This is a genomic window from Streptomyces chengmaiensis, from assembly GCF_029846775.1.
GTDB classification, from domain to species: domain Bacteria; phylum Actinomycetota; class Actinomycetes; order Streptomycetales; family Streptomycetaceae; genus Streptomyces; species Streptomyces chengmaiensis.
Genome location: NZ_JARWBG010000071.1, coordinates 1 through 26711 on the forward strand (window position 1 = coordinate 1; position 26711 = coordinate 26711).

At 70.8% G+C, this 26711-nt stretch carries 27 protein-coding genes and 2 pseudogenes; 21 read left to right on the top strand and 8 right to left on the bottom strand.

The window, feature by feature from the left end:
- Positions 1-149: pseudogene (locus QCN29_RS37365) on the top strand (vitamin K epoxide reductase family protein); the annotation flags it as partial.
- 113 nt (positions 150-262) lie between these two features.
- Here the strand turns inward: QCN29_RS37365 and QCN29_RS33140 are convergent.
- The gene (locus QCN29_RS33140; RefSeq protein WP_279932805.1) at positions 263-673 is read right to left on the bottom strand and encodes a rodlin; all 411 of its coding nucleotides are present in this window, start codon (positions 671-673) and stop codon (positions 263-265) included.
- A 261-nt stretch (positions 674-934) separates the two neighbouring features.
- Between QCN29_RS33140 and QCN29_RS33145 the strand changes: the two genes are divergently transcribed.
- On the top strand, positions 935-1174 hold the full coding sequence (locus QCN29_RS33145) for a chaplin (protein WP_279932806.1): 240 nt from the start codon (positions 935-937) through the stop codon (positions 1172-1174).
- A 204-nt stretch (positions 1175-1378) separates the two neighbouring features.
- Here QCN29_RS33145 and QCN29_RS33150 read toward each other — a convergent pair whose 3' ends face one another.
- The gene (locus QCN29_RS33150) at positions 1379-1684 is read right to left on the bottom strand and encodes a hypothetical protein (protein WP_279932807.1); all 306 of its coding nucleotides are present in this window, start codon (positions 1682-1684) and stop codon (positions 1379-1381) included.
- 331 nt (positions 1685-2015) lie between these two features.
- Positions 2016-2255 carry a hypothetical protein gene (locus QCN29_RS33155; RefSeq protein ID WP_279932808.1) on the bottom strand — a complete coding sequence of 80 codons (240 nt, stop codon included), beginning with the start codon at positions 2253-2255 and terminating at the stop codon, positions 2016-2018.
- Positions 2256-2546: 291 nt separating this feature from the next.
- Between QCN29_RS33155 and QCN29_RS33160 the strand changes: the two genes are divergently transcribed.
- The 3 genes from QCN29_RS33160 (at position 2547) to QCN29_RS33170 (ending at position 4822) form a co-directional block, all read left to right on the top strand.
- Entirely contained in the window at positions 2547-3059 is a 513-nt protein-coding gene (locus QCN29_RS33160; protein WP_279932809.1) for a DUF5949 family protein, read from the top strand.
- 374 nt (positions 3060-3433) lie between these two features.
- Positions 3434-3940, top strand: coding sequence for a tyrosinase family oxidase copper chaperone (locus tag QCN29_RS33165; protein ID WP_279932811.1), 507 nt, complete (start codon positions 3434-3436; stop codon positions 3938-3940).
- Positions 3941-3964: 24 nt separating this feature from the next.
- Positions 3965-4822 (top strand): tyrosinase family protein, encoded by an 858-nt coding sequence (locus QCN29_RS33170; protein WP_279932812.1) that lies wholly within the window; start codon positions 3965-3967, stop codon positions 4820-4822.
- Positions 4823-4961: 139 nt separating this feature from the next.
- Here QCN29_RS33170 and QCN29_RS33175 read toward each other — a convergent pair whose 3' ends face one another.
- The 4 genes from QCN29_RS33175 to QCN29_RS33190 form a co-directional block, all read right to left on the bottom strand.
- Entirely contained in the window at positions 4962-5228 is a 267-nt protein-coding gene (locus QCN29_RS33175; RefSeq protein ID WP_279932813.1) for a chaplin, read from the bottom strand.
- A 161-nt stretch (positions 5229-5389) separates the two neighbouring features.
- On the bottom strand, positions 5390-7027 hold the full coding sequence (locus tag QCN29_RS33180; protein ID WP_279932831.1) for an N-acyl-D-amino-acid deacylase family protein: 1638 nt from the start codon (positions 7025-7027) through the stop codon (positions 5390-5392).
- A gap of 151 nt (positions 7028-7178) precedes the next feature.
- Positions 7179-8504 (bottom strand): alanine racemase, encoded by a 1326-nt coding sequence (locus tag QCN29_RS33185; protein ID WP_279932814.1) that lies wholly within the window; start codon positions 8502-8504, stop codon positions 7179-7181.
- Between the two features lie 190 nt (positions 8505-8694).
- A complete protein-coding gene (locus tag QCN29_RS33190; RefSeq protein ID WP_279932816.1) occupies positions 8695-10071 on the bottom strand; it encodes a M14 family metallopeptidase in 1377 nt (458 codons plus the stop codon).
- Positions 10072-10298: 227 nt separating this feature from the next.
- Here QCN29_RS33190 and QCN29_RS33195 point away from each other — a divergent pair, with 227 nt between their 5' ends.
- Positions 10299-11576: an Nramp family divalent metal transporter gene (locus QCN29_RS33195; protein WP_279932817.1), complete on the top strand. Its 1278-nt coding sequence runs from the start codon at positions 10299-10301 to the stop codon at positions 11574-11576.
- Positions 11577-11661: 85 nt separating this feature from the next.
- Here QCN29_RS33195 and QCN29_RS33200 read toward each other — a convergent pair whose 3' ends face one another.
- A complete protein-coding gene (locus QCN29_RS33200) occupies positions 11662-13374 on the bottom strand; it encodes a chitinase (protein WP_279932819.1) in 1713 nt (570 codons plus the stop codon).
- A gap of 354 nt (positions 13375-13728) precedes the next feature.
- Here QCN29_RS33200 and QCN29_RS33205 point away from each other — a divergent pair, with 354 nt between their 5' ends.
- From QCN29_RS33205 to QCN29_RS33275, 15 genes and pseudogenes are all read left to right on the top strand, one after another.
- The gene (locus tag QCN29_RS33205; protein ID WP_279932821.1) at positions 13729-14601 is read left to right on the top strand and encodes a hypothetical protein; all 873 of its coding nucleotides are present in this window, start codon (positions 13729-13731) and stop codon (positions 14599-14601) included.
- A 189-nt stretch (positions 14602-14790) separates the two neighbouring features.
- Positions 14791-15504, top strand: coding sequence for a Flp pilus assembly protein CpaB (cpaB, locus tag QCN29_RS33210; protein ID WP_279932822.1), 714 nt, complete (start codon positions 14791-14793; stop codon positions 15502-15504).
- 7 nt (positions 15505-15511) lie between these two features.
- Complete coding sequence (locus QCN29_RS33215; protein ID WP_279932823.1) at positions 15512-16792, top strand: AAA family ATPase; 1281 nt, start codon at positions 15512-15514, stop codon at positions 16790-16792.
- On the top strand, positions 16789-17442 hold the full coding sequence (locus QCN29_RS36955) for a hypothetical protein (protein WP_318036762.1): 654 nt from the start codon (positions 16789-16791) through the stop codon (positions 17440-17442). The genes QCN29_RS33215 and QCN29_RS36955 overlap by 4 nt, the downstream gene beginning before the upstream one ends.
- A gap of 227 nt (positions 17443-17669) precedes the next feature.
- Complete coding sequence (locus QCN29_RS33225; RefSeq protein ID WP_279932824.1) at positions 17670-18107, top strand: TadE/TadG family type IV pilus assembly protein; 438 nt, start codon at positions 17670-17672, stop codon at positions 18105-18107.
- Between the two features lie 39 nt (positions 18108-18146).
- Positions 18147-19487 (top strand): CpaF family protein, encoded by a 1341-nt coding sequence (locus QCN29_RS33230; protein WP_240138777.1) that lies wholly within the window; start codon positions 18147-18149, stop codon positions 19485-19487.
- Between the two features lie 166 nt (positions 19488-19653).
- Positions 19654-20595: a type II secretion system F family protein gene (locus QCN29_RS33235; protein WP_279932825.1), complete on the top strand. Its 942-nt coding sequence runs from the start codon at positions 19654-19656 to the stop codon at positions 20593-20595.
- Positions 20596-20749: 154 nt separating this feature from the next.
- Positions 20750-21637, top strand: coding sequence for a DUF5936 domain-containing protein (locus tag QCN29_RS33240; RefSeq protein ID WP_279932826.1), 888 nt, complete (start codon positions 20750-20752; stop codon positions 21635-21637).
- 1 nt (position 21638) lies between these two features.
- Positions 21639-22967 carry a sensor histidine kinase gene (locus tag QCN29_RS33245; RefSeq protein WP_398860482.1) on the top strand — a complete coding sequence of 443 codons (1329 nt, stop codon included), beginning with the start codon at positions 21639-21641 and terminating at the stop codon, positions 22965-22967.
- A gap of 146 nt (positions 22968-23113) precedes the next feature.
- Positions 23114-23998, top strand: coding sequence for a response regulator transcription factor (locus QCN29_RS33250; RefSeq protein WP_279932827.1), 885 nt, complete (start codon positions 23114-23116; stop codon positions 23996-23998).
- A 134-nt stretch (positions 23999-24132) separates the two neighbouring features.
- Complete coding sequence (locus QCN29_RS33255) at positions 24133-24393, top strand: hypothetical protein (protein ID WP_279932829.1); 261 nt, start codon at positions 24133-24135, stop codon at positions 24391-24393.
- On the top strand, positions 24390-25061 hold the full coding sequence (locus QCN29_RS33260) for a pilus assembly protein TadG-related protein (protein ID WP_279932834.1): 672 nt from the start codon (positions 24390-24392) through the stop codon (positions 25059-25061). The genes QCN29_RS33255 and QCN29_RS33260 overlap by 4 nt, the downstream gene beginning before the upstream one ends.
- 29 nt (positions 25062-25090) lie before the next feature.
- Positions 25091-25711 carry a hypothetical protein gene (locus QCN29_RS33265; RefSeq protein ID WP_240138771.1) on the top strand — a complete coding sequence of 207 codons (621 nt, stop codon included), beginning with the start codon at positions 25091-25093 and terminating at the stop codon, positions 25709-25711.
- A complete protein-coding gene (locus QCN29_RS33270; RefSeq protein ID WP_279932830.1) occupies positions 25711-26361 on the top strand; it encodes an OmpA family protein in 651 nt (216 codons plus the stop codon). Before QCN29_RS33265 ends, QCN29_RS33270 begins: the two co-directional genes overlap by 1 nt.
- A gap of 110 nt (positions 26362-26471) precedes the next feature.
- Positions 26472-26711, top strand: a pseudogene (locus tag QCN29_RS33275) (hypothetical protein); the annotation flags it as partial.

Genomic DNA, 26711 nt, shown 5'->3' on the forward strand with positions numbered 1-26711 from the left:
CGGTGCACAACGTCCGGCACCGGGTTGTGAAGGCGCCCGAGGGGTTGCGGCGGGGGCTGCTGGAGTTCCACTGGGTGCCGCCGGTGCTGTGGATCGGGATCATCGGGATGCTGATCCTGACCCGCTGGTGGGACTTCTGGACCGGCTGAACCGCGGGCAGCGCACGGCATGCCGAAGCCCCCGGCGCTGGCTGCGCCGGGGGCTTCGCAGTGCCGCCTGCGGGAGGCCGGGGCCGGGCTGAAGGGGCAGACGGCGGCGGACCTCAGCCGTTGCCGACGCCGTTGCCCGAGAGCACCGGGATGTTGCTGAGGATGTGCGAGAGCGGCTCGTCGCCCTTGGCCTGGGTCGAGTTCTCGGAGCACTGCTGGTTCTGCGGCGTGGAAAGGACGTTGACGTCCTGGACGGCGACGGGGATGGCGCCGACGACCGAGCCCGCGTTGAGCTTCGCCGGGAGGCCGACGCAGGGCTTGTTGAGCGAGCCCTGGACGAGGCCGAGCTGCGGGCTCATGTCGCCTGCGGTCGTCGAGTTGCCGTAGTGCTGCGACGCGCTGTTGCCGCTGTACGAGGTCGTGCCGGTGTCGTTGCCGACGGCCATGGCCTGCGGTGCCATGGTCGCGCCCGCGGCCGCCACGGAGGCCGTGACCGCCGCAGTCGCCATAACCTTCTTGAGCATGTTCCGTCCTTCTGTCGCGTGGATGCCCGCTGATGGAGCTCCCTGGTCAACTGGAAGTAGTGGGATTGGTTGCGTCAGTTCACTCAATCGGCCGCTGCCGAAAAGAGCGCAAATCTGCTCAGCAGACACCTGACTTGATAGGGAAAAGGAGCTGAACAGGGGGAAGCGTCCGTGGCGGCCGTGTCATGACGCGCGGGAATGCGTTTCTCTCGGTGTGAGCCCCGTCGTTGGGCAGAACATCGAGCAGAAGGTGCTATTTCCATGAAGACTGCCAAGAAGGCCGCAGTGGTGCTGGCTGCCGCCGGCCTCGCCGCCGGCGCTGCCGCCGGCAACGCGTTCGCCGACTCGGGCGCCCAGGGTTCCGTCGCCGACTCGCCGGGCGTCGGCTCCGGCAACGTGGGCCAGATGCCCGTGCATGTGCCGACCATCGTCTGCGGCAACACCGCCCAGCTGATCGGTGCGCTGAACCCGACCTTCGGCAACATCTGCGTCAACGAATGACCTGACGGGCCGGTTCGAGGCAGGCCGTTCGCCATGACGCAGCAGGGTGGCGCCCCACGGGGCGCCACCCTGCTGCGGTCTTCTCTCCGGTCCGCGGTTCCCGCGGCTCTCCCCGCGAACCGCGGACCCGGAACACAACGAGGGGAGGGTACGGCCGACAGTCGGCCGTACCCTCCCCTCGTTGTGGCGGGGGAGCGGGCGGGTTCAGCCGCCCAGCCCGACGCCGCCCAGCAGCGGGGGAAGCTGGCCGGTGGTTGGCAGGACCTTGCCGGGGGCGTCGCCCTTCACGTTGTTCAGATCGGAGGCGGTGTCGACGACCTGCTTGACCGGCGGGCCGTCCTGCGTCAGATCCAGTGCGGGCAGCGAGTTGAGGGCCCCCGCGGCCTGGGCCGCGCCGCCGTTGAGGCTCATCGGGGGCATCGGAGCCGACTCCGCGGCCACGGCGGGAGAAGCGGCGCCCAGCGCCGCGACGGAGCCTGCAACGATCGCGGCAACCCTCGTGTACTTCATCTTTTCCAACCCCTTCCTCCGGCGACGTTCGCCGCCGTCGCCATGGGTAACGAGACTGCGCCGCGCGGGAAACCCCTCGTCACAAGCTTTTCTGTATGTCACAGCGAGTGCAGTGAACCCCTGAAATCGCCGGTGCCGGGCCGCTCAGGTGACCGTCCGACGCCTTTCGCTTCTGTCGTCTCACAGCCTTCACGGCGCGCAGGCTGACCATGGGCCTCAGAGAACGGCTGCGCGGCCGGACGCTCCCCGTCCGCCTGCCACGCACGCCCGCGTCACACAGAGCTGATTCCGCAACGGGGGTGACGCAGGCCGTTCGCGATCGTTAGGCCCCTCAAGTGGGGTGCGGCTCCACCAGCCAGCCCTTGCGGGGAGACGGGGGGCCCGCGTGCCCACCGGAGCCGGCGGACGCGTGCGTGAACGGATAGCGCGACAGGCGTGTCCACTCCGCGTCCGGCCGCCCCGGCAGCATCCGGCCCGCGGCCGCCCACTCCCGGGCGAGCTGCTCGTAGATGGGGCTGGGCTTGCCGTCCCCCGCAGGCTCGGCGGACGGCGGCTTGCTCGGGGGCGGCACCGTGTGAACACGCTGCCACCGGGTTTGCGCGGAACTGCTTCCCATAAGACGGCCAACGCGCGCGTGCGGGGGGAAGTCACGCCTCGCCCCCTCGCATGCCCGCACGGCAGACCCCGCCGTCACCACGGGCGGGCTGACCACCGGTTCCACCGCACCGTCGGCGGCCCACCCGCAGCCGGCAACTCCAGGCGCACGGCTCTCGCACGCCCGGCGGGACTTTGCCGGTCCTGTTCGTCCGTACAGGTGAACAGCGATCTGCGCGCCGGGTGTCAGCACCTAGGGTGCCGACCCATGACCACAGCTCAGTCCGGCACGCAGACCGGCAACAGCACCTTCCAGCGCGGCCACTTGGGCACCATGTCCCTGCTGGCATGGACCGGCGACCCGGAGCAGGGCCACGACATGCCCTATCTGATCGCCTACTCCCTCGGCGACGGCCCCGAAGGCCCCGAAGCGACGCACCAGGCACTGCTGAAGGTGATCGCAGACGCGGGACTCGCGGTGGACGGACAGCTCGCCGACGTCACCCGCAGCACCGGCTCGCCCGTCAAACTGCTCGTCGAAGCGGGCCAGGCCGTCCTGAGCATGCCGCATCTGAACGCCCAGTGCCCGGCGCCGCCGGAGTGGCTGACCGCGGTCGAGCAGCGCGGCCACGCCCACTTCCTGTTCGCCACGCGCCCCTGGCCCGAGGCCGTGCCCGGCGAGCCCGTCACCGAGGAGATGCTGCAGAGCTACCTCGGCGACGAGTCCACCCTGACCACCGCCGCGCATGCGCTGCTCCCCGTCAGCAGGCTGCGCGGCTGACCCCGGCCCCCGGCACGCGGCTCGGCACGGCACCCGGCGGGCCGCGCGGCTCGGTTCGACACCCGGCAGGGGCGTGACGCTGCCGACCTGCCCGGGGCGGCTCTGGGCGCGCCGCCGTCCTCGCCCCGACCCGACATGCTCGGCCTGACCGCCGTCAAGCTGCCCGACGCGGGTCTCGACGCGCCCGCGCTGCGCAGCACCCCGGTCGCGAACCTGCTGGTGCGCCAACCCGCCCTCGCATAAAGGGCTTATCAGAGAACTCTTTGGCCGCCGTCTCGTTGTCCTCATTGTCAACTCCGAAACACACGGCGCAAGTACACGCCGGGTGCCGGTTGATCACACGACGAGCAGATCACAAGACGGAGGCGGTCGGCATGCGCTGTATACCCGGAACGACCACGCGCCGCACGCTGCTGCGCGCGGCCTTCACGGCAGGTGTGCTCGCGGGCACCGCGGGCGCGTTGGCCCCGGTGCTCCTGCGGCAGCACCGCCGGGACCGGCCGGACCGCCGGGAGCAGCGCGTCCGGCGGTCGGCCGAGCAGACGGAGGGGGCCGCACCGGCGGAGGGGGCGATCGAGGAGTTCGCTCAGACCTACCGGGGCCGCCGCATCCAGGGCAGTGCGACGGTGCTGGCTCCGGCGGCCGAAGCGGCCCCGGTGCGGCAGTCGGCCGCACGGAGGCCCGCCGCCACCGTCGAAGTCCGCACCGTCGAAGTCCGCATAGACGGCCGGCCGCTGCCCGTCATGAGGCGCGCCGACGGCAGCTATCTGAGCGCGGTCAACCACTACGAGTCCTTCCCCACGCTGCTCGCGCTGGCCCGTGCCGCAGTCGACGCGTTGGGCGGCGCCCGGCTCGCCCCGGACATCGCGCACAGCCACTGACGGACCGGGACCGGGAGGGACGGCATGTACACCCGTAAGAACCAGCGCGATCTGACGGCGTCGGAGAAGCGGCGACTGGTCAACGCGCTGCTGGAGCTCAAGCGCTCAGGCCGGTACGACGCGTTCGTCAGGATGCACGGCGAGTATGTGGTCTCCGACGCCGAGGACGAGGTGCGGGCGGCCCATATGGCGCCGTCGTTCTTCCCCTGGCACCGCCGCTTTCTGCTGGACTTCGAGAAGGCCCTGCAGCAGGTCGACTCCGGTGTGTCGATCCCTTACTGGGACTGGACGCGGGACCGATCGACGAGGTCCTCGCTGTGGGCGGACGACCTCATGGGCGGCAACGGCAGGTTCGGCGACGACCAGGTCATGACCGGGCCGTTCGCCCACTCGAACGGCAACTGGCCCATCCGGGCCGACATAACCGAGGGCGTCTACCTCACCCGCGACCTCGGCCGCCGCAGCAACCCGCTGGAGCTGCCGACGAGGGCGGACGTCGACGCGGCGTTGGGCGATCCGGTCTATGACTCCGCGCCCTGGGACTCCACCGTGGCCACCGGCTTCCGCAACACCCTCGAGGGCTGGAGCGTCGGCGGGGAGCGCTGGCGCAACCACAACCGGGTGCACCGCTGGGTGGGCGGGCTGATGCTGCGCGCGGCCTCGCCCAACGATCCCGTGTTCTGGCTGCACCACGCGTACTGCGATCTGCTGTGGGACCGCTGGCAGCGCGCCCACCGCGGCTCCGGTTACCTTCCGGTGGAGCCGCTGCCCGCGTCCGACCCGCAGCACGGCCGGGTGTTCAGCTTGGACGAGCCGATGCCGCCGTGGGACGTGCGGCCCTCGGAGCTGCTGGACCACCGGCGCTGGTACCGCTACGCGTAGGGGTACCCGGCGGAAACAGGCCCGGCGGAAACAGTCCGTCCCACACAACGCTTCGGCCCTTCCCCGCATCGCCGGACGGCGCGGGGAAGGGCCGAGCAGTGCAACCGCGGGCGGTGCGGCCGCGGTGGGAGCGTCAGGCTCAGTGGCCGTATGCGCCGGCGTCCCCGCCGTTGTTCACGCAGCTGTTGCCGAAGGCCGGGTTGAGCAGCGCGATGACGTTGGCGGTGTTGCCGCAGACGTTGACCGGGACGCTCACCGGCAGCTGGACGGCGTTGCCCGAGAGGACGCCCGGGGAGTGGCTGGCGACGCCGGTGGCCCCGGCATCGGCGGCGGCCATGCCCGCGCCACCGGCGAGGATGGCGCCCGTGCCGGCGATGACGGCGGCGGCCTTCGCGATACGCGACATCAGTTCTCCTTGCAGATTGCAGATGAGAGGCGGCCGCAGAGCCTGCGGCCTCACGCTCGTTCAACGCCCGAGCCCTGGGGCCGGTAACGGAGCAACGACAAAAACATCGCCATTTGTGTGACAGACGGGAATCCCTACTTCCGCCGGGGTCGGTGGGAACGTCAGCGGGTGCGCCGTACCGAGCGGCCCGCGAGCACGTGAGTGCGTCGGCCGTCCCGGATCACGAACCGGCCGTCGATCAGCACATGGGGAATGCCTGAGGGCAGCACGCGCGGCTCGTCGAAGCGGGCCCCGTCCGCCACCGTGTCCGGGTCGAACAGCACCAGATCGGCGCGGCAACCCTCGCGGACCAGCCCCCGGTCGGGCAGCCGCAGCCGGGCCGCGGGGCGGGAGGTGAGATGGGCGACCGCCTCCTCCAGGGACAGGATGCCCAGCTCCCGCGCGTACCGGCCGAGATAGCGGGGGAAGGTGCCGTACGCCCGCGGGTGCGGCTTGTCGCCCTGGAGGATGCCGTCGCTGCCGCCGGTGTGGACGCGGTGGCGCATGATTGCCCGGACGTTCTCCTCGTGCCCGACGTGCTGGAGGATCGTGGAGCCGAGCCGGTCCTCGATCAGCAGTCCGCGGACCGCTTCCCAGGGGTCCTCGCCGCGCCGCCCCGCCGTGTCGGCGACGGTGCGGCCCACCCAGGAGGAGAGCGCCGGATCGCCGACGCCGGAGATCTCGACGGTGTCCCACTCCACTGGCACGCCGTGGCAGCCGTCGGAACCCTGTTCCCGGAGGCAGCGGCCGATGCGTGCGGCCGTCGTCTCGTCCTTGAGGCGGGCGAGGACCGCCTCGGGGCCTCCCTCGTGCGCCCAGCCGGGCAGCAGGGCGACCAGTGTGGTGCACCCGGGGGTGTACGGATAGGTGTCGAGGGTGATGTCCGCGCCCCTTGCCAGGGCGTCGTCGAGCAGGGCCAGCAGCTCGGGCGCACGGCCCTCGTTCACACCGAAGTTCATGACGGCGTGGGCCAGGTGGAGGGCGCAGCCCGTGTCCCGGGCGAGGTTGATCATCTCCTGGTACGCCTGGAGCGCGCCCGCTCCGTAGGAGCGGTGGTGGGGGCAGTAGTAGCCGCCATGGCGGGCCACGACCCGGCACAGCTCGGCGAGTTCCGCGAGGTCTGCGTACATGCCCGGCGGGTAGGTCAGGCCGGACGACATGCCTACCGCGCCCTGCTCCAGCCCCTCGGCGACGAGCTGCCGCATACGGGTCAGCTCGGCCTCGGTCGCGGGGCGGTCGTCCCAGCCGACGGCGAGCATGCGGACGCTGCCCTGGGGGACGAGATACGCCGCGTTGACGGCGATGCCGCGGTCGAGGCGGTCCAGGTACTCGCCGACCGTGCGCCAGTCGAAGTCGAAGTCGACGCCGTCGCCGTCGTCGTCGTCGCGGCGGGCGCCGCCGGGCGCGCCGCCGTTCCAGCCGGCGATGGCGGAGCGGACCTCGGCGAGGGTGCGGTCGTCGACCGGAGCGTACGACAGGCCGTCCTGGCCGAGGACTTCCAGGGTGACGCCCTGGGCGGCCTTGGCCGAGTGGTCGGGGTCGCGCAGCAGCGCGAGGTCGCTGTGCGCGTGCATGTCGATGAAACCGGGGGAGAGGGCCAGTCCGTGGGCCTGAAGGGCACGGGCGGCCGACGGGCGGGGGCCGGATGCGGTCTCGGGGTGTATCGCGGCGATGCGTCCGCCGTCGAGGGCGACGTCGGCCCGGTAGGAGGGCCCTCCCGTGCCGTCGATGACCCTTGCGTCGCGGATGACGAGATCCATGGCCTGACCTCTCGGCATTTCTCGAGCGTTCGGGGCGGGTGCGTGCGGAAAGGCGGGTGCGTGCGGAAAGGCGGGTGCGTGCGGAAAGGCGGGCGCCTGCGGAAAGGCGGGTGCGTGGAGAAGGGCGCGCGTCTTCGAAAGGCGAGCGTCTTCAGAAGAAGGTGCGGACGAAGTCGACGACCGTGCCGTCCGCCTTCACCAGCGGGATGAGCTGCCACTTGTCGAAGCTGGTGCAGGGGTGGGACAGCCCGAGGCCCACCCAGTCGCCGACCTCCAGATCGGCCTCCGGGCCGGTGTGCAGCCAGGCGTGCTGGTCGGACAGCTTGGTGACCTCGACGGCGTCGGCGGGGCGGATCCCGCCGGTGCGGGCGTCGCGTACGACCTGGGCCTGCGGCAGATCGAGGTCGTACGCCGCGTCCCGCTTGCCCGCGTTGAGGAAGGCCTGCTCGGAGGAGGGGCGGGAGACGACCTGGGCCCACAGCCGGAAGGCGGGCTGGAGCGCGCCCTCCTGGGCGATGCGGTTGAACGGCGTCAGCCGGCTGTAGTGGCCGTCGTCGTGTGAGACGTACGCGCCGGAGCGCAGCAGCTTCAGGACCGGGAGGGAGAGCGGCGGCAACTGGGCGAAGACGTCCGCCACCGTGTCGAACCAGGCGCTGCCGCCCGCGCTGACCACGATCTCGTCCAGCCCGGTCCCGGAGAACCGGCCCGTCTTGTCGAAGTCGGCGGCGAGTGCGGCAAGGCGCTCCAGCCAGGCGCGCACCCGCTCGGGGTCCGCCCGCGGGACCTCGCCCTCGTATCCGGCGACGCCGACGAGGCGCAGCGTCGCGGTGCGGGCGACGGCGTCGGCGACCGCGGCGCAGTCGGCATCCGTACGGGCCCCGGTGCGCGCCCCGTCGCCCGCGCCCAGCTCGACGACCACGTCCAGCGCCCGGCCGTCGGCCCGGCCGCGCAGGGCCTCGTCCATCAGCTCGACGCCGCGGACCGAGTCGACGTAGCAGATCAGGCGGAAGTCCGGGTCGGCGTCCAGCTCCCGGGCGATCCAGCGCAGCGCGACCGGGTCGACGACCTCGTTGGCCAGGAAGATGCGCTGCACGCCGTAGGCCCGGTAGACGCGGACCTGGTGTGGGACGGCGGCGGTGATGCCCCACGCCCCGTACTGCAGCTGGCGTGCGAAGAGCTGCGGGGCCATCGACGTCTTTCCGTGTGGGGCGAAGGCCAGGCCATGGCGCTCGGAGTAGCTCTCCAGCAGGGCGAGATTGTGCTCGACCGACTCGGCGGAGAGCGCCAGGACGGGTGTGGTGAAGCCGCCGGTGAAGAGGGAGCGCCGCTCGGCGGCGAGCTGCCCGACGGTGAGGCCCGCGGCTTCGGCGTCCGGCGGAAGTGACTTGAAGCGACTGTCGGCGGGCTCGTCGGCGAGTGCGGCGAGTGCGGCGAGCGCATCGCCGGGCAGTGTGCGGTTCGGGGTTGCGGCGGCCATGGGGCCTCCTCTTCGGTCGCCTGAGGACGTGCGTACCGCACATTCTGTCCGTTGCGTTATACGCAACAGTCATTGCGTATGGCGCTTTGCGCCGGCCAGTGTCGCGACCGGCAGTGTCTGCCCGTCGAGGAGCGTCGTCCGGCGCCGGACGACGCTCCCTGAGGAGGGACGGACATCGCCGGTCGCGGCACTAGTCCGCGCAGTACTGCTGCTCCTTGCCGATCGACCGGTACATGCAGTCGGAGTTCTCCAGCAACTGCAGCACCGCGTCGCGGTTGCGGCTGGTCTCCCGCTCGATCACCTCGTCCGGCGGGTAGAAGCCGCCGTTCCAGGCCGACCGCGGATACATCTCGAAGGTGTAGCCAAAGATCCGCTGGTCGCCCCAGAGCCAGTCGTCGATCGAGCCGTCGGTGATGTAGAGGTCGCTCGACTGCTCGGGTGTGTAGCCGTTGCTCGCCGCCATCTTCTGGCCCACCGTGGCGAAGGCGTCCCGGTCGTCCTGGGTCATGCCCGGCGCCGTGTCGGAGTAGGTGTAGCCGAAGGGCCACAGCACCAGCTCGCTGTAGGTGTGGAAGTCGATCGCCGTGGTGATCTGCTGCTCGCCGCCGACGATCCGGCCGCGGACGAAGTCGGCGACGACCTTCGCCTCGGGTGCGGACTCGGGGGAGGAGCCCCGGTACGTGGCGGAGCCGTACGAGCCGGAGGAGCCGCCGCAGCAGCCCCACTTGTAGTCCCAGTTGCGGTTGAGGTCGGTGCCGATGTACGAGGAGCCGGGGTTGGGCTGGCGGTTCTTGCGCCAGCTGCGGTACCGGCCGGTGGCGATGTCGTACTCGCCGCCGTCGGGGTTGAGGTCGGGGATGATCCAGATCTCGCGGCCGTTCACGGCCTCGGTGATCCGGGGGTCGCTGCCGTAGTCCTCACCGAACTCCCGCAGCAGATACAGGGCCATCTCGACCGTCAGATGCTCGCGTGCGTGCTGGTGATGGGTGAAGAGGACCTCGGGCTCGTCCTCGTCCGCCGCCACATTGTCGCTGATCTTGATGGCGACGATCTCCCGGCCCTGGTGGCTCCGGCCGATGACCCGCTTGCTCATGATGGACGGGTACTGGGCGATCCGCTGGTCGATCTCGGCGCTCATCTCCGCGTAGTTGTGGTAGCGGGCGTCGGAGGGCGGGAAGTCGAGCGGCTCGGCCGCGCGGCCGCCCGACCTGTCCGGGGGTGCGGGCAGCGGCTGAAGGCGGTGGCCGAGTGCGCGCAGCCGTGCCGCCTGGGCGGCGTTCGCGCTGACGACGACGGAGTGGTCGTCGGCCTCGTCGATCGACACGCCGACGGCGGCGACGGCGGCCCGAGCGGCGGGTGTGGCCGGGCCGTGGATCTCGTACTGCCTGATCTCCTCCTGCAGCTCCGGCCGTGGGCGGGGTTCGGGGGCGTCCGCGGAAGGGGACGCGCTGGCGGTGAGAGGTGCGGCCAGGGCGAGGGTCAGCAGCGCGGCGAGGGCCGCGGCTCTGGGTCTGCCGCCGCGAGTGCCGCTGCGGCGGGGGTCCCTGCCGCGAATGCGAAGTCGCATGGTGTCTCCTGGGTGTGGGGGGTGGTGCGACGCGTGTGGCGTCGAGGTTCGCATATCGGTCGCACATATCGGTCGCATTATCGTCGCGTCCGTGACATGGCCCGGTCAATACAATCTTCAGTCAGTCAGGCCCTCTTGCGCGGAACTCCGCCTGCCGATTACGTGACTGCAGTTGCCCAGGGGACGAGGCGCAGACAAGGCGCATACGGGGAAGGCGGCGGCAGACCATGGCAGGGACGACACGGGACGCGGCGGGAGAGTCCACCGGCCGGCCGCGGAAGGCGAGCTGGAAGTACATCGGACCGGGCATCGTCGTCGCCGCGACCGGCGTCGGCGCGGGCGATCTCGTCGCCACTCTCATCGCGGGCAGTCGCTTCGGCTACACCCTGCTGTGGGCCGCGGTCATCGGATGCCTCGTCAAGATCTCCCTCGCGGAGGCGGCGGGCCGCTGGCATCTGGCCACCGGCCGCACCCTGTTCGAGGGCTGGCGCACCCTCGGCCGCTGGACCACGGTCTACTTCGCCGTCTACGTCGTCGTGTGGGGCTTCGTCTACGGCGCGACCGCCATGTCCTCCAGTGCCCTGCCGGTCGTGGCGCTCTTCCCGGACGGTCCCGGCCTCAAGACCTGGGCGGTCATCACCGGTCTGACCGGGCTGGTCTTCGTCTGGTTCAATCGCTACGCCGTCTTCGAGAAGGTCATGACCGTACTCGTCGGCGTGATGTTCCTGATCGTGGTGTATCTGGCGATCCGTGTCTCGCCGGACCTCGGGGCGACGCTGGCCGGACTGGTGCCCGTGCTCCCGGACGGCTCCCTGCTCTACACGCTCGGGCTGATCGGCGGCGTCGGCGGCACCATCACCATGGCCGCGTACGGCTACTGGGTGAACGCCAAGGGCTGGCATGACGCCGGATGGATGAAGGCGATGCGGCTCGACAACCGCGTCGCCTATCTCACCACCGGCATCTTCGTCGTCGCCATGCTGGTCGTCGGCGCCGAGCTGCTGCACTCCTCGCAGATCGCCCTCACCAAGGGCGACCGGGGGCTGATCGACCTCGGCGCGGTGCTGGAGGACCGGTTCGGCGCGGCTACGGCGAAACTCTTCCTGATCGGGTTCTTCGCCGCGTCGTTCTCCTCGCTGATCGGCGTCTGGCACGGGGTGAGCCTGCTGTTCGCCGACTTCGTGCGGAGGCTGCGCGGCGGCGAGGGCGGTGCGGCGGCCGTCGGCGCGGAACGCTCGCTGCCCTTCCGCGCGTATCTGCTGTGGCTGACCTTCCCGCCGATCGCGCTGCTCTTCCTGGACAAGCCGTTCGGCCTGGTCGTGGCGTACGGGGTGCTGGGCGCGGCCTTCATGCCCTTCCTGGCGCTCACCCTGATCTGGCTGCTCAACACCTCCCGCACGCCCGCCGAGTGGCGCAACGGCATCCTCAGCAATGTGATGCTGTCGGCGGCCGGGCTGCTGTTCGTGGTGCTGTGCGTGCAGCAGGTGCGCCAACTGCCCTGGTGAGCAAGGCCCCCACGGGAAACGGCAGCGCCACCGCAGGAGGGGAGGGCGGCGGCGCTGCCGGGCTCAGCGGCCGGGGGCGGCGGGCCTACGGAAGGTTGTGCACATGGGGTCCGACCGCGTTGGACCAGGCGCGCCCGGCCGTCGCGTCCCAGTTCGTCGACCAGGTCATCGCGCCGCGCAGCGAGGGATAGGTCCTGGACGGCTTGAACGAACCGCAGTTGACGCCGCGGGTCAGACAGTCCAGCGCGTTCTTCACGACGGACGGGTCGACATAGCCGCTGCCCGCGCCGCGCGGCGAGGCGGGCACGCCCAGGCCGACCTGCGACGGGTCGAGGCCGTTCTCCAACTGGATGCAGGCGAGCGCGGTGAGGAAGTCCACCGAGCCCTGTGAGTAGACCTTGCCGTCGCAGCCGAGCATCGAACCGCTGTTGTAGTACTGCATATTGACGACGGTGAGGATGTCCTTCACCGCGAGCGCCGTCCTGAAGTACTCGGTGCCGGTGTTCTGCATGTCGATGGTCTGCGGGGCCATCGTCAGCACCAGCGAGGAGCCGGCCTGCTGCGACAGCCGGCGCAGCGCCTTGGTGAGATAGGTCGAGTTGATGCCGTGCTCGAGGTCGATGTCGACGCCGTTGAAGCCGTACTCCCGCATCAGCGCATAGGCGCTGTCGGCGAAGGCGGTCGCGGAGGCGTCGCTGTTGATCGTGACATTGCCCTTCTCGCCGCCCACCGAGAGGATCACGTTCTTGCCGTCGGCCTGCTTGGCGGCGATGTCCTGCTTGAACTCCGCCGTCGACCCGTAGCCGACCGCCGCGTCGAGGTTGAAGGTGATCTGGCCGGGCGTGGCGGTCGAGTCGGCGAACGACACGGCGATGATGTCGTACTGCGCCGAGACGTCCCGGATCTTCTGCACGGCGGCGCCGTTGTCGAAGTTCTGCCAGTAGCCGGTCACCGCGTGGCGGGGCACGGACGGGCCGGGTCCGGGGTCCCCGCCCCCGGCGGTGGTGCCGGTGACTGCGGCGGACTTGGCCGATTCGCCCGCCGAGTTGGCCGCGCTGACCTGGAAGGAGTACGAGGTGTTCGCGGCCAGCCCGGTCACGGTCGCCGAGGTCCCCGTGACCGACTTGACCTCGGTTCCGTCGCGGTAGACGTGATAGCCGGTGGCGGCGGAGACGGCGTTCCAGCTCAGCGACACCGACGAGGAGGTCGTCGAGGAGACGGCGAGACCCGCGGGCGTCGCCGGGACCTCCGGCTCCGGGTCTCCGCCGCCGCCCCCGTCCGGCCCAAACGCGGACACGTCGTCGACGAGGTAGGGAGCCTGCCCGTACCAGCCGTGGGTGTAGACGGTGACCTGAGTGGTGTTCGCGCCGGTGGTGAAGACGGTGGACAGCTGCTTCCAGCTGCCGCTGTCGGGCGTCCAGGTGGAGACGTCCGTCGTGCCCGTGCCGCTCACCCCGAGATAGGTGTAGCCGCCCTGCACCCAGGCGCTGAGGGTGTACGTCGAGCCGGGCTTGACCGCCACGGTCTGGGTGCACTTGGCGTTGTCCTGCCCGGAGGGCGTCGCCCTGAGCGCGCCCGCGCCCGCGTGCACCGGGGATGAGACGGCCGCGCCGCTGCCGGCGGAGCAGCTCCAGTCGGCCAGTCCGTTCTCGAAGCCCGCGTTCCTGACGTTGTTCACATCGGCGGCCTGCGCGGTCCCCGCCGTACCCATGAGGCCGGCTCCGGCCCCCAGCGCGAGCGCGACGGAGAGGCCGAGCCATCTCCGTGCGACGCTCCGCGAGTGTGTCGTGCGGTCCACTTGCTGCCTCCAGTGGGGGAGTTGGGGGGTGGAGGTGGTGCGGAACGGTGGCCACCGCTGGCCGTCCAAGCTGGTCCAGACCAATAGTGTTGTCAAGACCTCTGGCGTCGATTCGCATACAGCCGCCGGCCCAGGCGCCTGTTCGGCGACGGCCGTCGGGGGAGTCTGTTCACCACACTGAAACAGGAGTTAACTCCTGACGGGTTCAGCCGGATTTCGGAGATGCGCAGCGTGCGCGGATTGCCGCTCTCGGTTCTGAAAGCTGTTCTCTGGCCTCCGCCTCGTGGATAAAGTGCTCGTGCAGGAGCACGGGGACGCCGGATCTCCGGCGGCCGTAGCGAACGGGGAACCAGCGTGCCGACCGCGATAGCCGTCACCAGCGCCGATCTGGTGCTGCCGCCGAACGACCGCCAGACGCCCCCCGCTGCGCTGCTGCGGGCCCCTGACGACCAGTCCCTGGACGACGCCCTCGCGGAGACGACCGTCCTGCTGGAGCAGCACGGCCATGTGGTCGTGCTCTGCCCCTCCTCGCTGCCGGCGGCCCACCGGATGCGGCTGCATACGATCCGGACCGTCCTGGAGAGCAATCGCATCGCGCTGCTCGGAACGGACCTGCCGCCGCTCGGCCTGGCGGTCCTCGTCCGCCAGCTGAGGCAGCTGTCGATCTGCGACTTCGGCGCGGGTGTGATCGCCTCCGCGGCCCGGCTGCTGGCCCACTATGTGTACGCGGGCGCCCTGCTCGGCACCGTGGCCCGACTGGACCGGGTGCCCGTGAGCCTGAAATCCCACGCCAAGTCCTGGCTGCCCGGCGCCCAGTTCGCCGTACTCGCCAACCCGCGTCCCCAGCTGCTGCGGATCGGCGCCGGCGACGAACGCATCCAGGGCCCGGATTTCGTCACCCAGCTCGCCGTGGCCAACGGGCAGCTCCACTCGGAGTGGGTGACCGGCACGCTGGCCCACCAGTGGCAGGTGCGCGGTGTGCAGGAGACCCTGCTGCCCGCGGACTCCCCCGGCTGGTGGGGCACCCCCAAGCTGATCGAGTTCGCGGCCTTCCTCCCGGACGTCTCCGTCCTCTACCAGCTGGTCGCGTCCGTACGGCGAGAGGTGTGCACCTGGTGCGGCATCCAACTGATCGGTGACCGCTGCGGCTTCTGCTCGGCGACGCTCGCCAGGCACGCCGTCCGGGAGCCCGCCGCCGCCCTGCCCGCGGGTCCGCACGGCACATGAGCCCGCCCTCGAACCGCGTCTGCGGCCGCGCACCCGGCGGTGTGCGCGCCCGCTCCGGGTACACGTCCTCGTATCCGCACCCGCACCCGCACCTGTATCCGTATCCCTGTCCGTGTCCGTGTCCGTGTCCGTGTCCGTGTCCGTGCTCGCACCGTCCGCACCCCGCCCCCGAACGAGGTCGTCCCGTCCATGAATTCACGGCAGCGCCGCGGCATCGTCCTTCTGCTCCTCTCGGGCCTGTGCGCCCTCGGCGCGTTCGCCGGCGTGATCTCAGTGATCAGCGATGTGAATTCCAAGGTCGGCCCGGAGACCGTCGCCTATCGCGTCAAGGCGGACATCGCCCCGTACACGCCGCTGAGAGCCGCCCAGTTCGAGAAGATCACGATGCCTGAGCGCTGGCTGTCGCCCAGTGCCGTCACCGACCTGGACGCCGTCGACGGCAAGATCGCCGTCACCACGCTCCGCAAGGGATCGCTCCTCCAGACCGACATGGTGGTCGCACGGCCCCGGCTGGAGGAAGGAGAGCAGGAGATCGCCATCATGATCGACGCATCGACCGGCGTGGCCGGCAAGATCCGCCCGGGCAATCTCGTCAACATCTTCGCCACCTTCGCCGCCCAGAACGACGACGAGGTCGACCAGTCCCGGCTCATCGTGCCGAACGCCAGGGTCATCGACGTCGGCGAGCTCACCGCCCTCGAACCCGGGAAGAGCGACCGCTCCAGCGGCCTGACCGAGGCGGTGCCCATCACCTTCGCCCTGACCACGAAGGACGCCCAGCGCGTGGCCTACGCCGAGTCCTTCGCCGAACACGTACGGCTCGCCCTCCTCCCGGGCGACGGGCCAGCGGCCGTCCGGCCCGGAGAGGGCCGCTACGACCTGTCAGAAGACAAGAACAGGTGAGGGCCGGATGACCACTCGCATCCTCCCGGCCGTCGGCGACCCCGACGCCGCCCGCTCCATCGCCGGCCTGCTCGGCCAGCTCCCGGACGCCGAGCCGGCCACCGCCGTCGGCGACTCGACCTCGCTGCTCGACCTGCTGTCCCGGCTCGCCGGGGAGTCCCTCGACGAACTGCCCGAAGTGGTGCTCGTCCACGAGCGGATCGGGCCCGTCCCCGCGCTGGAACTCATCCGCGAGGTGGCGCTGCGCTTCCCGGCCGTCGGCGTTGTGCTGGTCACCTCCGACGCCAGCCCCGGGCTGTACTCCGCCGCCATGGACTCCGGCGCCCGCGGACTGGTCGGGCTGCCGCTGTCGTACGAGGTACTCGCCCAGCGCGTCCAGGCCGCGGCCGGCTGGTCGGCCGGCGTACGCCGCCACCTCGGCCACGGCCCCGACACGCTGACCGGGCCGGGCGGCACCGTCGTCACCGTCACCGGCGCCAAGGGCGGCGTCGGCGCCACCGTCACGGCCGTGCAACTCGCGCTCGCCGCCGTCGCCTCCGGCCACCGCACGGCCCTCGTCGACCTCGACCTGCAGAGCGGAGACATCGCCTCCTATCTGGATGTGCAGTTCCGCCGCTCGATCGTCGACCTCGCCGCCATCCGGGACATCACGCCCCGCATCCTCCAGGACGCCCTGTTCAGCCATGAGTCGGGCCTGGCGCTGCTGCTCGCACCCGCCGAAGGAGAGCGCGGCGAGGACGTCGACGACCGGGTGGTGCGCATGGTCGTCAGCGCGCTGCGCCAGCGGTACGAGATCGTCGTCGTCGACTGCGGCACCCAGATGACCACGGCCAACGCCGCCGCCATCGAGACCGCGGACAGCACGCTGCTGGTGACCACCCCCGACGTGGTGACGGTGCGGGCGGCGAAGCGGATGGTCAGGCTCTGGGACCGGCTCCAGATCCGCAAGGCGGAGGAGACGGTGACCGTCGTCAACCGCCATACGCGCAGTACGGAGATCCAGCCCTCGCTGATCGAGAAGATAACGGCTACGCGGATGGCCAAGGTGTCGGTGCCCGCCAACTTCAAGGAGCTTCAGCCGGTCGTCGACGCGGGCCGGATGCACGACCTGGAGGCCAGGTCGGCGGTGAAGCAGGCGCTGTGGGGGCTGGCGGGCGAGCTGGGGCTGGTGAAGGACGCGGCGACGGGTGGGGCACACAGAGCCGAGGGCAGGCACAGCCGGTTCCGGCAGGACCGGGGGTCGTTCGGCATCGGCATGATCGGCCTGCGCCCGGGGAGGGGCCGATGATGGCCGAGTCGGTGACGGCGGGGCCGGTGACCGCCGAGGCGGTGACCGCGGGGCATATGGCGTCCGACCCCGTGACGGCGGGGGTCGTGACGGCGGGGCCGGTGACCGCCGAGTTGGTGACCGCGGGGCCGGTGACCGCGGGGCATGTGGCGTCCGACCCCGTGACGGCGGGGGTCGTGACCGCGGGGGCGGTGACCGCCGAGGCGGTGACCGCGGGGCCTGTGGCGTCCGACCCCGTGACGGCGGGGGTCGTGACGGCGGGGCCGGTGACCGTGGGGCTTGCCCGGGACGACCGGGGCCAGTCGGTCATCGAGTTCACGGGCATGGTCCCGATCATCCTCGTCACGCTCGCCGTGCTCTGGCAGTCGGCGCTCGTCGGCTACACGCTCGTCCTCGCCGGGAACGCCGCGGACCAGGCCGTCAGGGCCGGCACCGTCGCCGAGGGCGGCGCGCATGCCGCCTGTGAACGGGCCGGCGGGGAGCACATCCCGGGGGCGTGGTCGTACGACATCGACTGCGGACGGCAGGGGGACGTCTTCACCGCCCGCGCCGACCTGCGCGTCCCGCTGCTGTTCCCCGGGGCGTTCAACCTTCCGGTCACCGTCCCGGGGAAGGCGGCCGCCGCGACGGAGAGGAGGGACCGGCCGTGACACCCGCATCCGGACCTGCATCCGGACCTGCATCCGGGCCTGCATCCGGGCCCGCATCCGGACCCGCATCCGGGCCCGCATCCGGACCCGCGCACGGCCCGGGAGTCCGCCCGGGAGTCCGTCCGGCAGTCCGCCCGGGTACCCCGCCCGCTGCCGTGCCCGGAACGGGAGCCGCACCCGCCTGCGCATGCGCACCCGGGGCGGACTGCCGACCGGAGCCCGCACCCGTGCGCCGCCGGAACCGGGGCCGGAGCCGGGACCGGGGCCGGAACTGCGGCCGGGCCCCCGGCCGCGACCCGGAGCCGCGCCGGGCCCACCGCCCGGACGGCGGCGACCGCGGCCAGGCCGTCATCGAGTACGGCGGCTGGCTGGTGCTCCTGCTGTTCGTCGCCATGGCCGCCGTCCAGGTCGGCCTCGCCGTGTACGCGGCTCAGCAGGCGGGCACCGCGGCCCGCGCCGCCGCCCGCGTCGCCTCCCAGAAGGAGGCGGACACCGGCTACGAGACGGCGGGCCGTGCGGCCATGAGCTCCTGGCTGGACGCCGGGTTCGCGCTGTCCGGCGGCGCCGACGAGGTGACCGTCCGGGCGACCGTCACCGTGCCCTCCGTCGTACCCGGCCTCTTCAGCCTCCGGACGAGCAAGAGCGCCACCATGCCGCGCGACTGAGGCCGCGCGGGTACCGAAGCGAAGGAGGGGAGTCGGACAATGAGCCTGCGGGCGCGCATCAACAACCCCGAGCCGGTGAAGGGCCTCAGCGAGGAGAGCCGGCTCGTCGGCGTCTACCGGGCCAAGCTGCTGGAGGAGATCGACCTCGCCGAGATGTCGGCCCTCGCCGCCGCCGAGCGGCGCGTCCGGCTGGAGCGGGTCCTCGGGCACATCATCAGCCGCGAAGGCCCCGTTCTTTCCACCGTGGAGCGTTCGCAGCTCATCCGCAGGGTCGTCGACGAGGCGCTCGGCCTCGGCATCCTGGAGCCGCTCCTCGAAGACGCCTCCATCAGCGAGATCATGGTGAACGGACCCGAGCAGGTCTTCGTCGAGCGCGGCGGACGCCTGGAGCTGCTGCCGATGCGCTTCTCCTCCGCCGAACAGCTGATGCAGACCATCGAGCGGATCGTCTCCACCGTCAACCGCCGGGTGGACGAGGCCAATCCGATGGTCGACGCCCGCCTCCCCAGCGGCGAGCGCGTCAACGTCATCATCCCGCCGCTTTCCCTCTCCGGCCCCATCCTCACCATCCGCCGCTTCCCCCGGGCCTTCACCCTCCAGGAGATGATCGGCCTCGGCTCCCTCGACGAACACATCCTGATGCTGCTGGCCGGACTGGTCCGCGCCCGCTTCAACGTGATCGTCTCCGGTGCCACCGGCACCGGCAAGACCACTCTCCTCAACGCCCTCTCCGGTCTCATCCCGGGTCATGAACGCATCGTCACCATCGAGGACTCGGCGGAGCTCCAGCTCCAGCAGTCCCACGTCATCACCCTGGAGAGCCGGCCCGCCAACGTCGAGGGCAAGGGCCGGATCACCATCCGCGACCTGGTACGCAACTCCCTGCGCATGCGCCCCGACCGCATCATCGTCGGCGAGGTGCGAGGCGGGGAGACGCTCGACATGCTCCAGGCGATGTCCACCGGCCACGACGGCTCGCTGGCCACCGTCCACGCCAACAGCGCCGAGGACGCGCTGATGCGACTGCAGACCCTCAGCTCGATGTCCGAGGTGGAGATACCGTTCGCCGCGATCCACGACCAGATCAACAGCGCCGTCGACATCATCGTGCAGCTCTCCCGCCATGTCGACGGCAGCCGCAGGATCACCGAGATCGCCATCGTCGACTCGTACGGACGCCAGGACTACCGCATCGTCACCGTCTGCCGCTTCGAGGCCGAGCCGCTGACCGGTGACGGGGTCGTACGCGGACGGTTCGCGTACTTCCCGCTGCCCCGGCGGCTCGCCCAGCGCCTGTACATGGCGGGTGAGGCACTTCCGCCGGCGTTCGGCGTGGCCCACACGGAGGAGCAGCTCGCGATACGCACGACGACCGCGTGACGCCTCGCTCGACGACGCCCGCGCCGTACGCCCCGCCCCGCCCCTGCCATCCGATACCCGCCCCCTGATACCCGACCCTCGCCCCCTGATACCCGACCCCGGTACCCGCCCCCCGACACCAGCCCCCCGACACCAGCCCCCCGACCACCTGGGAGAACCGCCCGCCATGACCAGCCTCCCCCTGCTGACCACCGGCGTCACTCTGCTCTCCGGCGCGCTAGCCATCGCCGGCGTACAGCTCTACGCCAAGGGCCACGCCCAGAAGCAGGACCTGATGGAGCGGATGGCCCAGACGGGACCCCTCGCGATCGAGAGCGGGCGTCGCCGCCGCTTCAGCGGCCTCGACCGCCGGCTGCGCCGGACCAGGCTCGGCAAACGCATCGAACAGCAGCTCTCGGCGACCGGCCTTGACCTCACCCCCGGCGAGTACACCGCGTACGCCGCGGGCGCCCTGCTCACGCTCTACCTGCTCGTCGCCACCGTCTTCGCGCCCTTCTTCGGCCTGCTCGCCGCCGTCATCGGCCTGTGGGGAGCGCACGGCTTCCTCAACTGGCAGCGCCTCAAACGCACGGAGGCGTTCATCAACCAACTCCCCGAGCTCACCCGCGTACTGGCCAACGCCACTCAGGCCGGACTCGCACTGCGCACGGCGATCGGCCTGGCCGTGGAGGAACTGGACGACCCGGCGCGCGAGGAGCTGCGCCGCGTCGCCGACCAGCTCGCCCTCGGCCGCTCGCTCGACGACGCGCTGGGCGACCTCGCCGAACGGCTCCCCTCACGCGAACTCAACGTGCTCGTCTCGACGCTCATCCTGTCCAACCGGGCCGGCGGCGCCATCGTCACCTCGCTGCGCAACCTCACCGAGACGCTGGAAGAGCGCAAGGAGACCCGGCGTGAGGTCGCCACCCTGCTCTCCCAGGTCAAGGTGACCGCCGTGGCCGTACCCGTCCTGGGCCTCGGCTTCCTGCTGATGATCAACAGCATGCGGGACGGCGCCCTGGACGATATGACCGGCTCGGTCGGCGGCAGGCTGGCGGTGCTGGCCGCCGCCGGGCTCTACGCCGCCGGATTCGTCCTGATCAACCGTCTCACACGCGTCCGGATCTGACCCGTCGCCGCCGGGCCCCGTCCCACCTCCGCCCACGGCCTGCCCCCTCCAACGGGCCACCCGCCACCACCCCCGACCACGCCCCCACTTCGACCTCCTCGAACTCTCGACTACCTCGACCACCTCGACCACCGTCCCGAAGGGGGGCAGCCCGATGGCCCTGCTTCTCGCGGCCGTCATGGGACTCGCCGTCTACGGCATGTTCCACGGCATCCGCATGTACCGCGCGGAGGCCCGCCTCCCCGGCGACCTCGCCGTTGCCCTGGAAGTCGGCGCCACCCGCACCACCGCCACCTCCTCCGCCATCGACCGCCTCGGCATGCGCTACGCCCCGCAGGTACTGCGCCTCATGGGCCCCAAGCGCGTAGAGGCCCTACGCCGGAAACTGGACATGGCGGGCAACCCGGGCGGCCTCACCGTCGACCGCTACGCCGCCCGCCGAGCCGTCTACGGCGGCCTCGGCGGACTGGTCTCCGTCGGCATGCTGCTCAACGGCCATCTGTTCTTCTCGGTCTTCTTCCTCCTCTACGGCCTGTTCTGGACCGACGTCCTCCTCCGCGCCGCCATCAGCCGCCGCAAGGACGACATCGAACGCACCCTCCCCGACTTCCTCGACGTCCTCGCGGTGGTCGTCTCCGCAGGACTCGGCTTCCGCCAGGCCCTGGAACGGGTCGCGGAGAAGTACGAGGGCCCCTGGGCCGACGAACTGAGCATCACCCTGCGGCAGATGGACATGGGCGTGGGACGCCGCGAAGCCTTCGAGCAGCTGCGCAAACGCAATGAGTCCGACCAGGTGTCGATGTTCGTCTCCGCGCTGCAGCAGGGAGAGGAGCTGGGCGCGCCGATCGTCGACACGCTGATCCAGATCGCCAACGACATGCGCAGGACGGACGCCCAGAACGCCCGCCGCAAGGCCGCCAAGGCGGTGCCCAAGGCGACGCTCATCGTCACCGGGTTCATGCTCCCGGGGACGATGATCCTCATTGTGGCGGGCTTCTACTACGCGTCGCAGGTCGACCTCAGCGACATCTTCGGAGGCTGATGTGACGGTGTCTCCGGAGACCGCCCCGGCGCCCGAGGACGCGCAGGCTCCCCCCGAACCCCCGCCCCCCGTCCCCATCCAGATCAACGCGCTCCAAGCCATGTGCCGCCAGCTCTTCGGCTTCCGCCTCGCCATGACCGCGCTCGCCGCCCCATTCGCGCTGTCGGGCGTGGGTCTCGGCCTGGGAGCCTGGCTGGTCGGCTCGGCGGCGCTGGTCACGGTCATGGGCTCGTACGTCCTGCTGCGCGACTGGGAGCGCTTTGGCCCGATACTGCTGCGCCACCCCTCGCTGCTCGCCGTCGACATGCTGTTCGGCGCACTGCTGCTCTTCTCCGCCTCGCCAGGCTCGACGCTCACCTACGTCACCCTGTGCACCCCGCTGCTGGCCGGCCTCGTCTACGGCTGGCGCGGCGCGACGATCTTCGCCCCGCTGCAGGCCCTGCTGCTCACCGCCGCCTACGCGGTCGACCCGGACGCAGAGGCGGACGCGTCCGCCCTGCTCATGGCGGGGCTGTGCGTGCTCGCCGGCGCGGCCGGCAGCTCCCTGCGCGGCCTGCTGCTGCGCTTCGGCGCGGCGTCACAGGCGCTCACCGAGGCGCGAGCACGCCTCGCCGTGCGGGACGCGGTGGAGGAGGAACGGGCCCGGCTCGCCCGCGAGATGCACGACTCCGTGGCCAAGACCCTGTACGGGCTCTCCCTCGCCGCGGAGGGCCTGGCGCGCAGCGCCGACCGGCTGGACCCGGCCGCAGTCAGACGACGGGCCGAGGCGGTGGGGCTCGCGGCCCGCCGGGCGGCGGCGGAGTCCCGGAGCCTGCTGACGGACCTGCGCGCCCCGGCCGCGGCCGGCGACCTGTTCACCGAACTCGCCGCCAGGGCGGAGCGCTGCGAACGGGTCCATGGCGTGCGCACGACCTTCCACAGGCCGCACGGTCCGGATGTGGACGCCGCCGCACGGATCCCGCCCGCGGTGTCCCAGCAGGCGCTCGCCATCGTCGAGGAGGCGCTGGAGAACGCCTGCCGCCACGCCGGTCCCACGGCAGTGGAGCTGACGGCCGGCGCCGTCGGGGACGTCCTGCGGATCAGCGTCTACGACGACGGCCCCGGCCTGCCGCCCGGCACCTGCCTGGAAACCCTCAGGCGGAACGGCCACTTCGGCATGCTGGGAATGGTGGAGCGGGCGGCGTCCATCGGCGCGCGTATCCGCATCGGCAGGGGCCGGGCGCAACGGGGCACGGAGGTGCGGCTGGAACTGCCGGTGCCGGCGTCCTTGACACGTGTACCGGCGGGGTCGACCTCGCTGAGAGCCCGGGCCGTCCCGACCGCTCTCTGACAACCTCCTCCGCTCCCACCCCCATGGCCCCTCACCCCCTCACCGCCTCTTCCTCACCCCCTCCTTCTCACCCCCTCATCCCCTCTCCCTCACCTCCTCCCCCTCACCTCCTCCCCCTCCACTCCCACTGCAAGGAGGCAGCACCCATGCCGGACGGGAAGCTGCGTATCGTGGTCGCCGACGACAACCCGGTCGTACGGGCCGGACTCACGGCACTGCTCCACGACCGCGACGGCCTCCGTGTCGTCGCCGAGACAGCGGACGGCCGCCAGGCCCACGCCGCCGCGCTCCGGCTGCGCCCGGACGCCATCCTGCTGGACGTCCGCATGCCGGGCGTCGACGGCATGGCGGCCCTGCCATATCTGGCCCGACTGGCGCCGGTGCTGATGCTCACGTACAGCAGGGAGCAGAAGGCCGTCCAGGAGGCCATGCGCCGCGGGGCGAGCGGCTATCTCGTCTACGGGGAGTTCACCGCGGACGACCTCTCCTCGGCGGTACGGGACATCAGCGCGGGCCGCCACCGCTTCACCCCCTCCGCAGCCGAAGCCCTGCTGCCCGGAGGACGGCCCTCAACCCCTTCCGCCCCCTCCATCCCCTGCACGACTGGAAACAGAACATCTGCGACCGCATACGGAGCGAATTTCATACAGCCGTCGCATGGGCATGATCTGCCCGTCACCCCAACGGGCAAGGCGGCTCCGGAGGTTCACTCTGCAATTCGACGCGGCCAATCTGCGCAACCGGCTTCGCTTGCTCAAGCGAATGTGGCACATTCTTCACAGGGGTCCGGCGCGGTCGGGAGACCACGTGCTGAGAACACCGCGCTGAGCCGCCGGGAGGTGGAGGTCATGGAACTGATCGCAGCGGGCATGACCAACCAGCAGATCGCCGCCTCCTGCTTCATCAGCCAGAAGACCGTGAAGAACCACATCAACCGTATTTTCGCCAAGCTCGGCGCAGGCAGCCGCGGCGAGGCGATCGCTATCTGGCACGGCGACGCAGGGAGAGGGGGCCCCGCGCAGCATGGCTGACCGACGCATATTCGGCCGCCTCCGGCGCCATGCAGGGGTGCTCTCGCGGAGTTGGGCCCACAGACCCATGTCGAGGACGACGACGACGGCGTACGTTGCCGGTGTCGAAGCCACAGGGGTCGAAGGGGAAGGCCATGACGGACACCGGTACCGACACCGGACTGAGGGCCGTGACCGCCGCCAAGGTCCACTTGTCGAACTGGCGGGACGCGGTCCTGGAGGGCCTCGGCCGACGCCGGGAGGCGGGGCAGGGGGCGATCGAGTATGTGGGGATCACCATCCTGGTGGTGGCGATCGTGATCCTGTTGCTCAACACCAACATCGGCTCCGAAATCGCCAACACCTTCACGGCGAAGATCCGCTCCGTCCTGAACAGCGGCGGCGGAGGCGGCTGAGCCGACGGCGGCCTTACGGCACATACCGGGAGAGAGGGCAGGCCACACCGCTGTACATGGCAGCGGTCGTCGGCCTGCTCTTCGTTGCGCTCGTCTATCTCGCCCTGGGCCAGGCGGACATCAAACGCAGCGGCACGCAGACCGCAGCCGACGCCGCCGCCCTGGCGGCGGCCCAGGAGTCCAGGGACGAGCTGGACCTCGCCGACTTCCTCGACGACCTGGAAGACCTCTTCGACGGAGAACTGAGCGGAACCGCCGACGGCTGCGCCGAGGCGGCGCGCTTCGCGGCCAGAAACGACGCCACGGCCTCCTGCATCCGACTGACGGACGGCCGCTGGGGGTTCACAGTCACCGCCACATCCCGTGAACCGATGGGCGACAACATCGTCAGCGGCACGGCGGGTGAACGTGCCAAGGCGACTGCCACCGCGATCGTCGAACCCCGTTGCACGTTCACCCCTGCGGAGCCGGAGGCACCCCCGGAGGATGCGGAAGATTCACCCGAAGGCGAAGACGACGGCCAGACAGAAGATGGGGCCGAGGCCGAGGAGCAGCCGTCTCCAGGCACGCTCGCCTGTGACGGCGAGGAGTGGATCGTCGATCCTCAACATCTCGACCTGCTGCCCGACATGGCAGACCTCTTCACCGTACGGCTGGCCGAGGACTGAACTCCATTGAGCGCAAAGGAACGGGACCGATGAGCAAGCGGCACATGAGGACCATGCGCCGGGCAGGGGCGGTGACGGCGCTGTCGGCTGCCCTGGCCCTGACCCTGACAGCCTGCGGCGGCGATGGGGAAGGTGACGGCGGGAAGGACGAAGGCAAGCAGCCGGTCGCCGCCTCCCCCGCGCAGGGTGGCGGCGAAGGCGCCCCGAAGGGGGTGGGAGCGGGGGCCGAGGCCACTTCCCCCACGAGCGGAGACCCCATCGCCAATATCAAGGGCGACGGCGGGCTCGAACTGCTCATCCACTCGGCCAAGCGGGACGACGGCGGCTTTCTCACGGTGGACGGCCAGTTCAAGAACACCGGGTCAGAGGGGTTTTCGGTGCCCGTCAGCTGGAACGGCCTGGAACAGGCGGTCGCCGCGACGGGGCAGTCCTTCGCCGGCATGACCCTGGTGGACTCCAAGGGAAAGAAGCGCTACTACGTCCTGCGCGACACTGAGAACCGCCCACTGACCACCTACGGCTACAACGGCTACATCCAGCCGGGGAAGACCCTGACCTTCTTCGCTCAGTTCCCGGCTCCGCCGCCCTCCACAGCGAAGGTCGACCTCCAGTTCCCCGGCTTCCCCAGCACGACGATCGAGATCTCCTGATGAACGCCGCGAACACCGCGAACGCCGCTGGCACGCGTATCGGCATCCGCACAGCAGCGACCGTGCTCGCCGGAGCGGCCCTCTCCCTGGGGCTCGGGAGGGCGGGGGAAGCCCGCGCGGACGAGAACCCCTACCCCGCACCCTCGGCATCGGCCCCGGTCCAGGTCAACGCGTCCGACCCTGACCTGAAGCTCCCCGAAGGAGCCACCCTCGCCCCGCCCAAGGTCCTCGACATCAAGTCGGTCATAGAGGACCTCAGCGGCGAGGAGCGCCGCGAGGAGACCAACGCGGACATCACACTCGCCCTCCAGTCGGAGGTCCTGTTCGGCAAGGACAGCTCGAAGCTCTCGCCCGAGGCCACCTCCCGAATCTCCACCATCGTCGCCGAGATCAAGAAGCACAACGCCACCAGGGTCCGCATCTTCGGCTTCACCGACGACCTCGGCTCGGCGGACCACGGCGACCAGCTCTCCAAGAAGCGCGCGGACGCCGTGCACAGCGTGCTCTCGCAGCAACTGAGCGGCAAGCGCATCACCTACGAGATCCGCGGCTATGGCGAGGACTACCCGATCGCCGACAACTCGACCGAGGAGGGACGCAAGAAGAACCGTCGCGTCGAGGTCTCGTTCCCTTCGGGCGGAGGCAGCTGAGCACTCCCCGTGTTACCAGTTGGTAGCAGCGGCTTGCTGTCGGACTCCCCGTCAGCTCCGCTCGCTAGAGTGGTCTCTGATGTCGTGTGGTACCACGGGGAGTCGGGGTCATGGTTAACGCAGCAGTCGGTGGTGGGCGCGGCGGTACGCCGTTTGAGGGCATGTCGCATGAGCAGATGTTGGCGTGGCTGGATGAGGCGTCGAGTTTTCATGTGCGGGATGCGGGGGATCGGCTGGCTCGGGCTGCGGGTGAGATCCGGAAGATTGCGTTGCAGTTGAAGTTTCGTCCTGAGCGGGTGGAGTGGCAGGGCGAGGGCTTTGAGGCGTTTGTGGAGTGGGGTGCGAGTCTG

What these genes read in the sequence shown, in the direction of transcription:
- QCN29_RS33165 (WP_279932811.1), top strand. Translation starts at nt 3,434, where the DNA reads ATGCGCTGTATACCCGGAACGACCACGCGCCGCACGCTGCTGCGCGCG.
- QCN29_RS33190 (WP_279932816.1), bottom strand. Translation starts at nt 10,071, where the DNA reads ATGCGACTTCGCATTCGCGGCAGGGACCCCCGCCGCAGCGGCACTCGC.
- QCN29_RS33175 (WP_279932813.1), bottom strand. Translation starts at nt 5,228, where the DNA reads ATGTCGCGTATCGCGAAGGCCGCCGCCGTCATCGCCGGCACGGGCGCC.
- QCN29_RS33160 (WP_279932809.1), top strand. Translation starts at nt 2,547, where the DNA reads ATGACCACAGCTCAGTCCGGCACGCAGACCGGCAACAGCACCTTCCAG.
- QCN29_RS33180 (WP_279932831.1), bottom strand. Translation starts at nt 7,027, where the DNA reads ATGGATCTCGTCATCCGCGACGCAAGGGTCATCGACGGCACGGGAGGG.
- cpaB (WP_279932822.1), top strand. Translation starts at nt 14,791, where the DNA reads ATGAATTCACGGCAGCGCCGCGGCATCGTCCTTCTGCTCCTCTCGGGC.
- QCN29_RS36955 (WP_318036762.1), top strand. Translation starts at nt 16,789, where the DNA reads ATGATGGCCGAGTCGGTGACGGCGGGGCCGGTGACCGCCGAGGCGGTG.
- QCN29_RS33215 (WP_279932823.1), top strand. Translation starts at nt 15,512, where the DNA reads ATGACCACTCGCATCCTCCCGGCCGTCGGCGACCCCGACGCCGCCCGC.
- QCN29_RS33170 (WP_279932812.1), top strand. Translation starts at nt 3,965, where the DNA reads ATGTACACCCGTAAGAACCAGCGCGATCTGACGGCGTCGGAGAAGCGG.
- QCN29_RS33140 (WP_279932805.1), bottom strand. Translation starts at nt 673, where the DNA reads ATGCTCAAGAAGGTTATGGCGACTGCGGCGGTCACGGCCTCCGTGGCG.
- QCN29_RS33240 (WP_279932826.1), top strand. Translation starts at nt 20,750, where the DNA reads ATGGCCCTGCTTCTCGCGGCCGTCATGGGACTCGCCGTCTACGGCATG.
- QCN29_RS33195 (WP_279932817.1), top strand. Translation starts at nt 10,299, where the DNA reads ATGGCAGGGACGACACGGGACGCGGCGGGAGAGTCCACCGGCCGGCCG.
- QCN29_RS33270 (WP_279932830.1), top strand. Translation starts at nt 25,711, where the DNA reads ATGAACGCCGCGAACACCGCGAACGCCGCTGGCACGCGTATCGGCATC.
- QCN29_RS33185 (WP_279932814.1), bottom strand. Translation starts at nt 8,504, where the DNA reads ATGGCCGCCGCAACCCCGAACCGCACACTGCCCGGCGATGCGCTCGCC.
- QCN29_RS33250 (WP_279932827.1), top strand. Translation starts at nt 23,114, where the DNA reads ATGCCGGACGGGAAGCTGCGTATCGTGGTCGCCGACGACAACCCGGTC.
- QCN29_RS33265 (WP_240138771.1), top strand. Translation starts at nt 25,091, where the DNA reads ATGAGCAAGCGGCACATGAGGACCATGCGCCGGGCAGGGGCGGTGACG.
- QCN29_RS33230 (WP_240138777.1), top strand. Translation starts at nt 18,147, where the DNA reads ATGAGCCTGCGGGCGCGCATCAACAACCCCGAGCCGGTGAAGGGCCTC.
- QCN29_RS33145 (WP_279932806.1), top strand. Translation starts at nt 935, where the DNA reads ATGAAGACTGCCAAGAAGGCCGCAGTGGTGCTGGCTGCCGCCGGCCTC.
- QCN29_RS33150 (WP_279932807.1), bottom strand. Translation starts at nt 1,684, where the DNA reads ATGAAGTACACGAGGGTTGCCGCGATCGTTGCAGGCTCCGTCGCGGCG.
- QCN29_RS33235 (WP_279932825.1), top strand. Translation starts at nt 19,654, where the DNA reads ATGACCAGCCTCCCCCTGCTGACCACCGGCGTCACTCTGCTCTCCGGC.
- QCN29_RS33255 (WP_279932829.1), top strand. Translation starts at nt 24,133, where the DNA reads ATGACGGACACCGGTACCGACACCGGACTGAGGGCCGTGACCGCCGCC.